The sequence below is a fragment of the Synechococcus sp. CCY 0621 genome (assembly GCF_019038465.1).
GTDB lineage: Bacteria > Cyanobacteriota > Cyanobacteriia > PCC-6307 > Cyanobiaceae > Cyanobium.
Genome location: NZ_JAFKRH010000030.1, coordinates 1 through 13,091, shown reverse-complemented (window position 1 = coordinate 13,091; position 13,091 = coordinate 1). Strand labels below are relative to the sequence as shown.

The window sequence follows — 13,091 nt, the reverse complement described above, 5'->3', positions numbered from 1 at the left end:
CTGACCACAAGTCCCCATGCCGCTAAGGGGGTAGGAGGGAGCCAATGGAGGACGGCGCTACAGTTCGTAATCAGGCAGGCCGCTTCAGCCGCGAGGTTCATGGTCACGATCGAAGAGCTACGACGCCAATCTCTTCCCTTTGTCGCTGCCGACCAGGAAGGGTTGATTGTAGAGATCAACGATCTGTTTGAGACGACCTATGGATGGACATTGGACGATCTCAAGGGCCATTCTCTTTCCATGATTCTGCCGGCTGCTTATCAAGACGCCCACCATCTCGGCTTCTCCCGTTTTCAGATCGTTGGTGAATCACAGATTCTCAACCATCCCCTGCAATTGATGACCATCTGTAAAGACAGCCGGTCCATCAACTCGGAGCATTTCATTGTGGCCGAACGCCGTGGCGAAAGCTGGGTGTTCGCGGCAACCCTGCGCCCGTTGACCTGAGGCGAGCATGCCGGATCAGACCCTTGTCGGCCAGCTTCGCAGCACCCTCGGGAGGCTGGAGGCGGCGCTGGGAGCCGTTGATGAGGCCCTTGCCTTCACCGATCTCAACGGAATCGTGGAATGGACGAATGCATCGTTTGATCGCTTTGTGGGGCTGTCCCGCCTGCAGAGCCTTGGCCAATGCCTGAGCCAGATCCTCCCGAGGCCCTATCTCCACGAGCTCAGCGACAGCCGATCTGGCCTGCCGTTCTGGAGCTCGGGATCAGAAGGATCCACCACCTGGGAACTCTTGGGTGCGCCTCTCCGCCAGGTGATTGAGGTGTCCTGGGCGACTGTCGATCTGCCGGGCAAGCCGTCTTTGGTGTTCACCTTCCGGGACAAAAGCGCGATTGTCCAGGCCCAGGACACGTTGATTGATGCCCGTGACCAGCTGGAGGCTCAGGTGGTTGAGCGAACCCGCGCGTTGCAGCTGGCGCGCGATGAGGCCCTGGCAGCCAGCCAATCCAAAACCCGGTTTCTGGCCAACATGAGCCATGAAATCCGCACCCCATTGAACGCTGTAATCGGGATGACGGATGTACTGCTCAGCAGCTCAATGGAGGGGCAGCAACGGGAGATGCTCGAAACGATTCATCGAAACGGCGAGTATCTGCTAAGTCTGATCAACGACATTCTGGACATCTCGCAGATTGAAACCGGGCGACTTGCACTCAACCCCAGAACCTTCGACCTTCATGGTTTACTCAATGACATCATTCGTCTCTTTCAGTATCAAGCCTCTGCAAGACAACTTGGCTTGCACCTCAGCATGCCACCGGATACGCCTAGATGGCTCGTAGGAGATGATCTCAAGCTGCGCCAGATCCTGTTCAACCTGTTGGGGAACGCCTGTAAGTATACCAATGAGGGGGAGATTCGTCTCGGCGTTGATGCCTTGGAGGCCACGGCCAACGTGAGATCCTTACTGTTCCATGTTTCCGACACGGGTATTGGCATCTCCAGGGAGGCTCTACCTCTTATCTTTGAGGAATTCATTGGCCATTCCAATCCCGCCCAGACGCAGCAAAGTGCCGGCCTCGGCCTCGCCATCTGCTCAAGATTGTGCCAATTGATGGGCGGCGAAATTTCCGTCGATTCGAGTCTCGGATCTGGCAGTTGCTTTACGGTCAGTCTGCCGTTCACGCTGGCTTCGCAGCAGCAAGCTGAGATTGTCAGGGACAATCCCGAAGAGAGCTTGGAGCCTGGAATCAGAATTCTCATTGCTGATGATAACCGCGTCAACCGCAGGGTGCTTGAATTGATGCTGGGCAAATTGCATCTAACCGCAGACGCGGTGGGAGACGGCAATGCGGCCATTCAGTCCGTCAGGAATGGGAGCGTGGATCTCATCTTCATGGATGTGGCCATGCCAGGTCTTGACGGCATGGCCGCCTCACGCCAATTGCGCAGTGAAGGTTACTCTGATCTCTATATCATTGCCCTGACAGCCTATTCATTCGACTCCCACCGGCAGGAGTGTGCAGCGGCTGGGATGAACGACTTTCTCTCCAAACCACTTCGATTAGCCGATCTTCGACTGGCCTTGAGCAGGTATCGCGATTGGCGCCGAGCCACAGACTCGGCTACTTCAGAATCATACTGAGTGATGCGATGAAGGGCGGCGTGGGCACCATTGATGTTCCATCGGGGTCAAGGTGCCGGCTGTCCCAGGCTTCCATCCTGCTGGCTTTGGGAATCTTTTCCATTACCGGTTCTGCCCTGATGGTTACCTACTGGGTGGCTGAACGGACCCTCTTCAGGTCTGTCCAGCAACGGCTGCTGGATCTGGCCATGGTCACCGCGGCGGAGATGGATGGTGATCTGCACACCCAGGTACGCCGTCCTGATCAGATGGGCAGCCAGCTCTATCGCCAGGCCTCCGAGCCCTTGATCCAGCTCAGGACATCGGTGCCGGCGATCTTTTACGCCTACACCTTGAGGGGTCGATCACAGCCTCTGCGATTTGGTCTGGACAGCACGGTCTTCTTCAAGAATCCGGGAGACGACTCCAGCGCCCCCGTTGTCGGTCAGCTCTATGCAGACGCCCCGGCCGATGCCCTGATCGCAGCCCGGCTTGCCAAGCCCAGGGTCAGTTCCGATGCCTATACCGATCAATGGGGCACCTTCCTGTCGGCCTATGCCCCATTCCAGGACGGCAAGGCGACGGCCATTGTGGGTGTCGATCTCTCCCTGGCCAGCCTCAATCAGCAACTGTTTCCCCTGCGCCTGAGTCTGGGTCTCTCACTGGCAGGCAGTGCCCTGCTTTCGGCCTTTGCCGGCTTCCTGCACTGCCGTTATCTGCGATCCACGGCTTCGGCCCTGGAATCCAGCCTGGAAGCGGCTGATCTGGCCCGTCAAGCGGCGGCTGCATCACAGCAGGCCAACCTCGCCAAGAGCACTTTCCTGGCCACCATGGGCCATGAGCTGCGAACGCCGCTGAATGGGGTGATTGGCCTCACCAACATTCTGCTCAGCACTGGCCTGACCCCCCACCAACAATCCTGTCTGCAGACGGTCAGGAACTCTGGGGAATCCTTGCTGCTGTTGCTCAACCAACTGCTCGACGTCTCAGCGATCGACAGCGGCCACCTGGTGATCGACACAGCTCCCTGCCAGCTTCGGCCTCTGTTCGCCGAGGTGATGACGCTGTTCGCCGAACAAGCGCAGACCAAAGGACTGCTGTTATCCCTCTCCCTCGACCCCGCCCTGCCCGATGTCGTGCTGTCAGATCCTCTCCACCTGCGTCAGATCGTGGTGAATCTGGTCAGCAATGCGATCAAGTACACGCTGAGCGGAGAGGTGTCCATCACCGTTTCATCTCGGGCTTCCCTGCCCGATGGCAGGGTTCCTTTGGTCTTCCGTGTCCGTGACACCGGGCCCGGAATCTCTGACTCCGCCCGAGAGTCCCTGTTCCAGCCTTTTTCGCAGGCGGATTCCACCACCACCCGCGTCCATGGCGGCGCAGGGTTGGGGTTGGCCATCTGCCATCATCTTGTCGTCGCCATGGACGGCGCGATTGAGGTGGAGAGCGAACCGGGTCAAGGCAGCCTTTTCACGGTGATCCTGCCGGTGGCGATCCCTGAATCACCTGCAGCGCTAGGTGGACCGACAACAGCCAGCTTCCCCGAAGATCATCCTCTACGGATTCTTCTGGCGGAAGACAATGTCGTCAATGCCCGCGTCTGCGAATTGATGCTGCAGCGTCTCGGATATGGGGTCAGCGTGGCGCGCGATGGGGAAGAGGCCCTGAGCCAGTATCGCCAGCTGGATCCGGACATCATCCTGATGGATCTGCGCATGCCCAAGGTTGATGGCTTTGAGGCCACCCGCAGGATTCGTGAGCAGGCCGGCAATACGGTGCGGCCCTGGATCGTGGCGGTCACCGCCAACATCCGTGACTGCGACCGTGCCGAGGCCCTGGCCAGCGGCATGAATGATTTCATCGGCAAGCCCATCAGGGTCGAGTCCCTGCAAGCCGCCCTGTCCCGGGCCCACGCGGCTGTACTGGCCCAGTGAGTGTTGCTCGGTTCAGCCCGGCAGGCTTGCTCCGGACAGCCTGGCCTGCTTCAGGGCCGCTTCAGCCCGCTGGAACAGGTCCTTGAAGCTGGTGTCGTCGGAGTTGAGGCAAGCCGTGCCCAGGCTGACAGGCAGAGGATGGCGGATTCCCTCCACCACCCAGCCCTGTAGAGCCAATCCGGAACGGAAGCCCTCCGCCTTGGCTACCGCCTCCTGCCCCACCAAGCCTGTCTGCAACACGGCGAACTCGTCATCAGTCACACGCCCGAAGAAGGCGCTCTCTCCAAAGTCCGATTGCAGTTGTCTGGCCAGTTGCTGAAGCAACCGATCGCCCTGGTGTTGGCCTAACTGTCTGCAGAAACCATGGAAATCATCGAGACCGAACATCATCAAGGTCAACGGTTCTCCTTTCTGTTGTGCCCGAACGCACTCTTGCAGACCCGCATCGAAGAAGGGCCTTCGGTTCTTGAGGCCCGTGAGGGGGCAGAGGTAACTGTTGCGCCGCGATTCCATGTGCTGGATCACCATCCCAGCAAGGTCCTGCAGCAGTTGTTGTTCGTTGCCGGCGAGCTGCCTCGGCTGAGGGCTGATCACACACAACGTCCCCAGATTGAAGCCTGAGGGGGTCTGCAATGGCACACCGGCATAGAAGCGGATGTTGGGGTTCCCCGTCACCAGGGGATTGTCCTTGAAGCGCTCATCCTGGCTGGCGTCATTGACGACCATGACCTCGTCGGAGCAGATGGCGTGGGCACAGAAGGCCAGATCCCGAGGCGTTTCACTTGCCTCCAGGCCCACCCGGGAAAGAAACCACTGCCGCTGGCGATCGACCAGGGAAATCAGGGCCGTCGGCACGCCCAGCATCTGGCTGGCCAGGCGTGTGATGCGGTTGAAGTCCTCATCGGACTCCGCATCCAGAATGTGTTGGTCGTCGAGGGCCGCCTGCCGCTCAGCTTCGTTGTCCGGGATCGGATAGGCGGACACCGGTCGTTGCTCCCACAAACCGAAGTATGGCCCGGGGCCGTTCAGGGCAGCCAGGGCGCCTCGGAAAAGTCCGGGTCCCGTTTCTCCAGGAAGGCATTGCGCCCCTCTTGGCCTTCGCTGGTCCGGTAAAAAAGGTGAGTGGCCTGGCCCGCCAGCTCCTGGATGCCCGCCAAGCCGTCGGTTTCGGCGTTGAAGGCGGCCTTGAGGCAGCGGATCGCCGTGGGGCTGTGCTGCAGCACCTCCCGGGCCCAGGCCACCCCCTGGCGCTCCAGATCCTCCAGGGGCACCACGGCGTTCACCAGCCCCATGGCCAGGGCTTGGCTGGCGTCGTAGCGGCGGCAGAGGAACCAGATTTCCCGGGCCTTGCGCTGGCCCACCACCCGGGCCAGGTAGCCGGCGCCGAAGCCGCCATCGAAGCTGCCCACCCGCGGCCCGGTCTGGCCGAAGACGGCATTCTCGGCCGCCAGGCTCAGATCGCAGAGCAGGTGCAGCACCTGGCCGCCGCCGATGGCGTAGCCGGCCACCAGGGCGATCACCACCTTGGGCAGGCTGCGGATGATCCGTTGCAGGTCGAGCACGTTCAGCCGCGGCAGCCCCGAGGCGTCGAGGTAGCCCCCATCGCCGCGCACGCTCTGGTCGCCTCCGGCGCAGAAGGCCCAGACGCCGTCGGCGGCCGGGCCCGCTCCGGTGAACAGCACCACACCGATGGAGGGGTCGTCCCGCACCCGGTTGAAGGCATCACAGAGCTCCTGCACCGTGAGCGGCCGGAAGGCGTTGCGCTTCTCGGGCCGGTTGAGGCTGATCCGGGCGATCCCATCGCCGCTGGTCTCGAAGCGGATGTCGCTGTAGTCGCCGGCGCTGGTCCAGTTCGGCGGGGGCGGAGGAACGGGGGTCATGGGGGCGTGACCTGGGCTGCGGCCATTGTGCGCAGCCGTTGCCGCAGGGCGGCATCCCGTCGCCGGTCGGTCGAGATCACCAGCAGGGCCATCGGCTGCTGCCGGGCCCAGGCCAGGGAGCTCTCCAGGGCCGCCAGGCCCTCAACCCGCCGGCCCGGCACCCCATGCACCGCCGCCAGCGCCAGGGGATCCACCGCCTGGGGCATGGCGAACAGGCGCTCGAAATCCATCGCCGTCGCCGGCTCGGTGCGGATGGGCAGCTGCTCGAAGATGCCGCCGCCGCCGTTGTCGATCAGCACCACGGTGAGCCGCCCCCCCAGCTGGCTTCGCCACAGCCAGCCATTGGCGTCGTGGAGCAGGGCCAGATCGCCGCTCACCAGCACCAGTTCGCCCAGGGCCTCGGCCAGGCCGCAGGCGCTCGAGAGGGTGCCATCGATCCCCGAGGCCCCCCGGAAGCCGTGCATCGGCCGGGGCGGGGCGCCTGGGTGGGCAAAGCTTTCCCAGTCGCGCACGGGGCTGCTGTTGGCCAGCAGCACCGGCACCCCTGCCGGCAGCAGCCGGCTGAGTCGGCGGGCCAGTGCCGGTTCCCCTTGCTCTTCGGTCAGCTCCTGCTCCAGCAGCGCCTGCACCGCCGCCTCCACCTGGCGCCAGCGATCCGCCAGCGCCAGCGCTTCCCCAGCGGGCTCGCCCGCCGAGATGTCCTGCGGTTGGCCCGCCAGCCAGGCCGCCAGGCCGGCGCCGCACTGGGCCCTAACCAGCCGCAGCGGGTCGAGGGGGCGCCCGTCCCCTTCGCTCACCAGCACCTGGGGCCCGTCCTGGGTCGCCAGCCAGCGCTGCAGGCGACGGCTGGCCGGCAGGGGCCCCAGGCGCAACACCTGCAGGCCACCGATCGCCGCCGTGCTGGAGGCGCCCTCCGCCAGGATCAGGTCGTAGGCCGTCACGGCATCGAGCCCCGGCAGGCCCCGCAGGCCGGAGAGGGCATCGGCCAGCACGGGCCAGCCGCTGCGCCGCTGCCAGCACCGCAGGGCCTCCACATGGGCGGGCCAGGCGGCGGGGCTGCCGCGCCAGGGGCCGGCCACGACCACGCCCGCGCGCCCTGGGTCCAGGGTCGCGGCGTCTCCGCTGGCGAAGCGGGCAGGCGCCGGCGGGTTGCCTGGCGTGGGCGGGGGGTCGGCGTCCGCAGGTTGGCTGGAGAGCTTGGCGGCCAGCTGGGTCAGCTCTCCGCCGCCGGCGTGCAGGGGTTCGGCGAAGGGCAGGTTGAGGTGGACCGCTCCGGCGCCGCGCCCGGCCCCATCCCCCCGTGCGGCGGCCAGGGCTTCACTGGCCAGCGCCTCGAGCGCCCCTGGGGCCATCGCCGCCAGCCCCTCGGGGGCGCCACTGCCCAGCCAACGGCAGCTGCAGGCCAGAAAGGCCTCCTGGTTGACGCTCTGGTTGGCGCCGCAGCCCTTGAGCTCGGCCGGCCGATCGGCCGTGAGCAGCAGCAGGGGGATGCAGCCGAAGTCGGCCTCCACCGCCGCGGGCAGCAGGTTGGCCACCGCCGTGCCCGAGGTGGTGATCACCGCCGCCGGCTGGCCGCTGCCCCGGCCCAGGCCGAGGGCGAAGAAGGCGGCGCTGCGCTCGTCGATGGCCGTGTGCAGGCGCAGGCCGCCCGGCTCCAGCAGGGCGGCGGCCACCGCCAGGGGCGCCGAGCGACTGCCCGGGCAGAGCACGGCATGGCTGAGGCCGCCCCGGCGCAGGGCACGCAACAGCGTCAGGGCTGCCTGCACATTGGCCAGCGATGACGGGGGGCCGGCCACCGGGGAGCTCCACTGTTCAGGATGGGGGAATCATCCTGATCGACGGCTTCGCCATGGCCAGCGGCCCCGCCATCACCCAGCCCCCCTCCGGCCCCCAGGGTGGGGCCACCGGGCTGCTGCAGCAGGCCGGCCGGCTGCTGCTCTGGGTGCTGCTGGCCCTGCTGCTGCGCTGGGCGGTGGTGGAGCCCCGCTGGATCCCGTCGGGCTCGATGCTGCCCACCCTGCAGCTCCAGGACCGGATCCTGGTGGAGAAGCTCACGCCCCGTATCGGCTCGGGTGTGCGCACGGGCCGCATCGTCGTGTTTCACCCGCCGGCCCGTCTGCAAGAGGCGGGCTACGACCCGCGCACGGCCCTGATCAAGCGGGTGGTGGCGGTGGCCGGCGATCAGGTGGAGGTGAGGGACGGCAAGCTCTGGCGCAACGGCAGCCCCGCCGAGCCGGACTGGGCCCGGGAGCCGATGGCCTACGCCCTGGAGCCCTTCGTGGTGCCCGCTGGCGAAGTGCTGGTGCTGGGGGACAACCGCAATGCCAGCCTCGATTCCCACCTCTGGGGCCCCTTGCCGGAGGCGGATCTGATCGGCACGGCCATCTGGCGCTACTGGCCCCTGGCCCGGTTCGGTCCGGTTGGGTTCTCCTCTCCCCACCCAGCCGAGGGCGCTTGAAAGACTGCGTTAGGGTGCGTGTCGTGTTGCAGAGCACACCGGAGGGCACATGTTCAACCCGGAGTTCCTGACCGCCGATAACGAGGCGATCAGCGACAATTCGCTGATTCAGTACCTGCAGGAACAGTCCCCGGACGTGCTGCAGAGGGTGGCCCGTTCGGCCACCGGCGACATTCAGGACATCATCCGCCACAACGTCCAGGGCCTGCTGGGCATGCTCCCCGGTGAGCAGTTCGAGGTGAAGATCCAGGCCAGCCGTGACAACCTCGCCGGCCTGCTGGCCTCAGCGATGATGACGGGCTACTTCCTGCGCCAGATGGAGCAGCGCATGGAGTTGGAATCGGCCATGCTCGGCAGCGGCGGTTTCGAGGCTGGCCTCGACGACGACCCCGGCGAGCTGGAGCTTTAAGGCTGGGGCTTGTGGCTCTGGTGGGTTTCACCCGGCACCAGGCCGAGGCGAACCAGGGTTTTGTCGATGCCGGCCAGGGTTTCCCAGGCTCCCTGATCAGGAGCCCAATCCCCCGCCTCGATCCGATCCCCCAGGGCGGTGAGTTCCTCCCCTGACGTTGGCACCGGTGCATCGTGGTGGGCCGGCACCACCCAGCGCAGGTCCTTCAGGCCCGCCAGTTGGCGGATCCAGGCCACCAGGGGAGCCCGCTGGCGGGGGAACACCAGCCGCTCCAGCACCGCCGCCACCTGCAGGCTGCTGCGGCCCCCTGGTGTGAGGGCCTCGAAATCGGCCTGCCAGCCGGGCAGCCAGCGGAACGGGTAGAAGCCGAAGTGGGCCCTGGCCCCGCGGCACCCAGGCGCCAGGCAGTGGCGCAGCACCTCGCCCAGGGGCAGCACCTCCAGGGGCCGCGGGCGCAGGTAGGTGGCGAACAGCACCAACCGCCACCAGCCCCTGCGGCGCCGCTCGGGATCGTCCAGCAGCGGTTCATCGCCCCGCTCGCGGGCATGGAACAGCAGCGGGGTGGGGTCGAGATCGAACACCGCTGGCGGCTCCGGCGGAATCGCCACCAGGGCATCGGTGAGCAGCAGGCTGCCGCTGACCCGATCGAAGCAGGCGATCTCCAGGAAGGTGCCCAGCCCCAGATCCAGGGGGCCCAGGGGCAACCAGTCGAGCTGATCGCCGTGGGGCACCCCATCGTTGAGCAGCACCCGGGTGCGGTCGGCGGGAAAGCCCAGCCAGGCGGGCGGCAGCGGCAGCGGGAAACTCCACTGCTGCGGCGATACCCACACCTGGGCCGCGGGAAAGGCCCGGGCCATGGCCGGCACCGGCAGCTTGTGCTCCAGCCCCGACGCGGTGGGCAACACGATCGTGCACACCGGCCCGTGGCGCTCCTCCAGTTCCCGCAGGCGGGCCAGTACCTCGGCGGTGGGCGCCACCGGCGCATAGAGCAGCAGCCCTTCGCGCACCCGCAGCACCAGCATGCGGATCGGCACTGCCACGTACCAGACCCCCTGAACCTGCTCGAAGCTCCACAGCCGCCCGGCGATCAGCTCCCGCACCAGGGTGCGGCGGCGGCCGTAGGGGTAGAGGGGCAGCAGGGGCCACCAGGGCCAGCGTTGGTCGGCGGGCGAGGGCGTCGCAGCGGCGTTGGCTGGCTCGCTCACGCGGACGGGAAGCGGGACGCCCGCGGGGAACGGCGCCGCTGGGCCAGCAGGCCATGGCGGGGCGCCAGCAGGAAGCAGAGCAGGAACAGCAGCGTCTGCACCAGCACGATGCAGCCGGCGGTGGAGGCATCCATCCAGTAGCTCCAGTAGATCCCGGCCACGCTGGAGAGCACTGCCGACAGGATTGAGAGCCACACCATGCGGTCGAAGCGATCGGTGAGCAGGTAGGCCGTGGCCCCCGGCGTCACCAGCATTGCCACCACCAGGATGATCCCTACCGTCTGAAGGCCGGCCACCGCCGCCAGCGACAGCATCGACAGCAGCAGGTAGTGCAGCACGCCGGTGTGCAGGCCGATCGAGCGGGCGTGGGTGGGATCGAAGCAGAACAGAATCAGGTCCTTGCGCAGCACCACCAGCACGGTCAGCACCAGCAGGCTGATCAGCACGGTCTGGAGGATGTCGGAGGAGCTGATGCCCAGCACGTTGCCGAACAGGATGTGCGACAGGTCGATGCTGCTGCGCACCTTGGAGATCAGCGTCAGGCCGAGGGCGAAGAAGCCCGTGAACACCAGCCCGATCACCGTGTCCTCCTTGATCCGGGTCATCTGCTTGATGTAGCCGATCAAAGCCACCGAGCCGACGCCGAAGACAAAGGCCCCCACCGCGAAGGGCAGGTTCAGGGCGTAGGCGATCACCACGCCGGGCATCACCGCATGGGACACCGCATCGCCCATCAGGGCCCAGCCCTTGAGCGTCATGTAGCAGGAGAGCAGGCCGCAGACACAGGAGACGAGGGTGCTGACCAGCAGGGCCCGCACCATGAACTCCTGCTGCAGCGGTTCGACCAACCAGGTGAGCAGGGTGGTCATGGCGCCTGCCGATCGGGGTCCGTGGCTGCCGCGGGTGTGGCCTCGAGCCGCAGGCCGCCGAAGGTCAGGGCCAGGTTCTCGCTGGTGAACACCGAGGACGTCTCGCCGTAGGCGAGCACGGTCTTGTTGATCAGCACCACCTGGTCGCAGAAGCTGGTGACGTGCGCCAGGTCGTGGGTGGAGATCATCAGCGTGCGCCCCTCGCGACGGAACTGCTCGAACAGCTCGATCATCAGCTTCTCGGTGCGGATGTCGACGCCGTTGAAGGGCTCATCGAGCAGCATCACCGAGGCTCCCTGGGCCAGGGCCCGTGCCAGGAAGGCCCGCTTGCGCTGGCCGCCGGAGAGGGCACCGATCTGGCGCTGGCGCAGCGGCCAGAGGTCCACCCGATCAAGGGCCTCCTTCACCGCCTCCCGGTCGAGCGGCCGGGGGATGCGCAGCAGATTCATGCTGCCGTAACGGCCCATCATCACCACCTCCTGGACGTTGACCGGAAAGTTCCAGTCGACGCTTTCGGTCTGGGGGACGTAGGCCACCGCCCGGGCCCGGCGGGCCTCTTTCAGGGGCAGGCCGTTGATGGCGATGCTGCCGGCCGACGGGCGCACGAAGCCCATCAGGGCCTTGAACAGGGTGGATTTGCCGGCGCCGTTCATCCCCACCAGGGCGCAGATGCTGCCGGCATCGAGATGCAGGGAAGCGTCGTGGACGGCCACCACCCCGTGGTAATCGACGCAGAGATGGCGGACCGAGATGCGCTCGTTTCCGTGGAGTGGAGGCTGGCCGGAGGGCATGGGTTCAGCTCCCCGCCAGACCGGCTCGCAGGGTCTCCACGTTATGACGCTGCAGTTCCAGCAGGTTGGGGGCCGGGCCGTCCGGAAGGGAGAGGGAGTCGACGTGGAACACCCCCCCGAAGCGGGCTCCCGACTGCCTGGCCACCTGCTTCTGGGGCTCGGCGCTGACCGTGCTCTCGCAGAACACCGCCGGTACCCGCCGCTCCTTCACCAGGGCGATCAACCGGGCCATGCGCTGGGGGGTGATCTGGGATTCGGCGTTCACCGGCCAGAGGTAGGCCTCGGTGAGTCCGTAGTCGCGGGCCAGGTAGGAGAAGGCCCCCTCACAGGTGGCGAGCACCCGCTGGTGAGGGGGGATCCTGGCCAGGGAGGTCTTCAGCTCCCTGTCGAGGCCGTCCAGCTGGGCGCTGTAGCGCGCGGCGTTTCGGCGGAAGGTGGCTTCGCCGGCGGGGTCGAGCTGGGTGAGGGCGCGGCGGATGTTCTCCACATAGACCTTCGCCAGCCGCGGGGACATCCAGGCGTGGGGGTTGGGCTTGCCCTGGTAGGCGTCGCCGGCGATCGGCAGGGGGGTGATCCCCTTGGTGAGGGTCACGCGGGGGACATCCCGGAGGCTGGCGTAGAAGCGCTCGGCCCATCGCTCCAGCCCGAAGCCGTTCTCCAGCACCATCTGGGCGCCCGAGGCCCGCTTCAGGTCGCTGGGGGTGGGCTCGTAGCTGTGGATCTCGGCCCCCAGCCGCGTGATCGATTCCACCCGCACCCGCTCGCCCGCCACCTGCCGGGCCATGTCCGCCAGGATCGTGAAGGTGGTGAGCACCAGGGGCCGCCCGTCCTGCGTACCGCCCGTGTCCTGGCTCCCACAGCCCCCGGCCAGCATCGGCACGACAAGGGCGGCGCCCAGCAGAGCCCGCGTCAGATGTGTTCGGAGGCCGCGAAGGCCCTGGCCATCCGTGCGGAGCTCGGGCATGCCGCTGGGGGGAGCAAGAAAGCTTGGTGTGAACAGTTTGGCGGCCGTTCGCCCTGGTCGGTGACCGGGCCAGCCCACAGAAAAGCCCCCTCCGCAGAGGGGGCCAGGGGATGGATCACCAGGCCAGGGAGGCCTGGCCGATCGCGGATCAGCCGATCGCCGGGGCGCGCAGGGCGACGGGAATCGACTGGGTGGTGGCCAGATCAAGCGGGAAGTTGTGCGCATTGCGCTCGTGCATCACTTCCATGCCCAGGCCGGCACGGTTGAGGATGTCGGCCCAGGTGTTGATCACCCGGCCCTGCCCGTCGAGGATCGACTGGTTGAAGTTGAAACCGTTCAGGTTGAAGGCCATCGTGCTCACACCCAGGGCGGTGAACCAGATGCCGACCACCGGCCAGGCTGCCAGGAAGAAGTGCAGGCTGCGGCTGTTGTTGAACGAGGCGTACTGGAAGATCAGGCGACCGAAGTAACCGTGGGCAGCCACGATGTTGTAGGTCTCTTCCTCTTGGCCGA

At 66.4% G+C, this 13,091-nt stretch carries 12 protein-coding genes and 1 pseudogene; 5 read left to right on the top strand and 8 right to left on the bottom strand.

The window, feature by feature from the left end; genetic code table 11:
• The first annotated feature begins 99 nt into the window (after positions 1–99).
• The 3 genes from KUG43_RS08805 (at position 100) to KUG43_RS08795 (ending at position 4,002) form a co-directional block, all read left to right on the top strand.
• On the top strand, positions 100–447 hold the full coding sequence (locus KUG43_RS08805; protein WP_216908189.1) for a PAS domain S-box protein: 348 nt from the start codon (positions 100–102) through the stop codon (positions 445–447).
• Between the two features lie 7 nt (positions 448–454).
• On the top strand, positions 455–2,089 hold the full coding sequence (locus KUG43_RS08800) for a response regulator (protein ID WP_216908187.1): 1,635 nt from the start codon (positions 455–457) through the stop codon (positions 2,087–2,089).
• 119 nt (positions 2,090–2,208) lie between these two features.
• Positions 2,209–4,002 (top strand): ATP-binding protein, encoded by a 1,794-nt coding sequence (locus KUG43_RS08795; RefSeq protein ID WP_216908185.1) that lies wholly within the window; start codon positions 2,209–2,211, stop codon positions 4,000–4,002.
• A 12-nt stretch (positions 4,003–4,014) separates the two neighbouring features.
• On the opposite strand, the gene KUG43_RS08790 is transcribed toward KUG43_RS08795, so the two are convergent.
• Genes KUG43_RS08790 through menD form a run of 3 tightly spaced genes read right to left on the bottom strand, consistent with a single transcriptional unit; the run spans position 4,015 to position 7,678 of the window.
• Entirely contained in the window at positions 4,015–4,986 is a 972-nt protein-coding gene (locus tag KUG43_RS08790; RefSeq protein WP_216908183.1) for a sensor domain-containing diguanylate cyclase, read from the bottom strand.
• 41 nt (positions 4,987–5,027) lie between these two features.
• The gene (gene menB / locus KUG43_RS08785; protein ID WP_216908181.1) at positions 5,028–5,882 is read right to left on the bottom strand and encodes a 1,4-dihydroxy-2-naphthoyl-CoA synthase; all 855 of its coding nucleotides are present in this window, start codon (positions 5,880–5,882) and stop codon (positions 5,028–5,030) included.
• Positions 5,879–7,678: a 2-succinyl-5-enolpyruvyl-6-hydroxy-3-cyclohexene-1-carboxylic-acid synthase gene (gene menD / locus KUG43_RS08780; protein WP_353617982.1), complete on the bottom strand. Its 1,800-nt coding sequence runs from the start codon at positions 7,676–7,678 to the stop codon at positions 5,879–5,881. Before menD ends, menB begins: the two co-directional genes overlap by 4 nt.
• Before the next feature lie 53 nt (positions 7,679–7,731).
• Here menD and lepB point away from each other — a divergent pair, with 53 nt between their 5' ends.
• Both lepB and KUG43_RS08770 read left to right on the top strand, forming a co-directional pair.
• A complete protein-coding gene (gene lepB, locus KUG43_RS08775) occupies positions 7,732–8,340 on the top strand; it encodes a signal peptidase I (protein WP_216908179.1) in 609 nt (202 codons plus the stop codon).
• Positions 8,341–8,389: 49 nt separating this feature from the next.
• Positions 8,390–8,749: a DUF760 domain-containing protein gene (locus KUG43_RS08770; RefSeq protein ID WP_216908177.1), complete on the top strand. Its 360-nt coding sequence runs from the start codon at positions 8,390–8,392 to the stop codon at positions 8,747–8,749.
• Here KUG43_RS08770 and KUG43_RS08765 read toward each other — a convergent pair.
• The 5 genes and pseudogenes from KUG43_RS08765 to KUG43_RS08745 form a co-directional block, all read right to left on the bottom strand.
• Complete coding sequence (locus KUG43_RS08765; RefSeq protein ID WP_216908175.1) at positions 8,746–9,954, bottom strand: DUF4336 domain-containing protein; 1,209 nt, start codon at positions 9,952–9,954, stop codon at positions 8,746–8,748. The two genes, KUG43_RS08770 and KUG43_RS08765, sit on opposite strands and share 4 nt — an antisense overlap.
• Complete coding sequence (locus KUG43_RS08760; protein ID WP_216908173.1) at positions 9,951–10,823, bottom strand: metal ABC transporter permease; 873 nt, start codon at positions 10,821–10,823, stop codon at positions 9,951–9,953. Before KUG43_RS08760 ends, KUG43_RS08765 begins: the two co-directional genes overlap by 4 nt.
• A complete protein-coding gene (locus tag KUG43_RS08755) occupies positions 10,820–11,614 on the bottom strand; it encodes a metal ABC transporter ATP-binding protein (protein ID WP_216908171.1) in 795 nt (264 codons plus the stop codon). Before KUG43_RS08755 ends, KUG43_RS08760 begins: the two co-directional genes overlap by 4 nt.
• 4 nt (positions 11,615–11,618) lie before the next feature.
• Positions 11,619–12,578 carry a metal ABC transporter substrate-binding protein gene (locus KUG43_RS08750; protein WP_216908169.1) on the bottom strand — a complete coding sequence of 320 codons (960 nt, stop codon included), beginning with the start codon at positions 12,576–12,578 and terminating at the stop codon, positions 11,619–11,621.
• Between the two features lie 148 nt (positions 12,579–12,726).
• Positions 12,727–13,091, bottom strand: a pseudogene (locus KUG43_RS08745) (photosystem II q(b) protein); the annotation flags it as partial.

Bases quoted from the DNA above. Each gene is read 5' to 3' on its own strand.
- KUG43_RS08770 (WP_216908177.1), top strand. From the start codon at position 8,390: ATGTTCAACCCGGAGTTCCTGACCGCCGATAACGAGGCGATCAGCGAC.
- KUG43_RS08805 (WP_216908189.1), top strand. From the start codon at position 100: ATGGTCACGATCGAAGAGCTACGACGCCAATCTCTTCCCTTTGTCGCT.
- menB (WP_216908181.1), bottom strand. From the start codon at position 5,882: ATGACCCCCGTTCCTCCGCCCCCGCCGAACTGGACCAGCGCCGGCGAC.
- KUG43_RS08795 (WP_216908185.1), top strand. From the start codon at position 2,209: ATGGTTACCTACTGGGTGGCTGAACGGACCCTCTTCAGGTCTGTCCAG.
- KUG43_RS08750 (WP_216908169.1), bottom strand. From the start codon at position 12,578: ATGCCCGAGCTCCGCACGGATGGCCAGGGCCTTCGCGGCCTCCGAACA.
- KUG43_RS08760 (WP_216908173.1), bottom strand. From the start codon at position 10,823: ATGACCACCCTGCTCACCTGGTTGGTCGAACCGCTGCAGCAGGAGTTC.
- KUG43_RS08800 (WP_216908187.1), top strand. From the start codon at position 455: ATGCCGGATCAGACCCTTGTCGGCCAGCTTCGCAGCACCCTCGGGAGG.
- KUG43_RS08755 (WP_216908171.1), bottom strand. From the start codon at position 11,614: ATGCCCTCCGGCCAGCCTCCACTCCACGGAAACGAGCGCATCTCGGTC.
- lepB (WP_216908179.1), top strand. From the start codon at position 7,732: ATGGCCAGCGGCCCCGCCATCACCCAGCCCCCCTCCGGCCCCCAGGGT.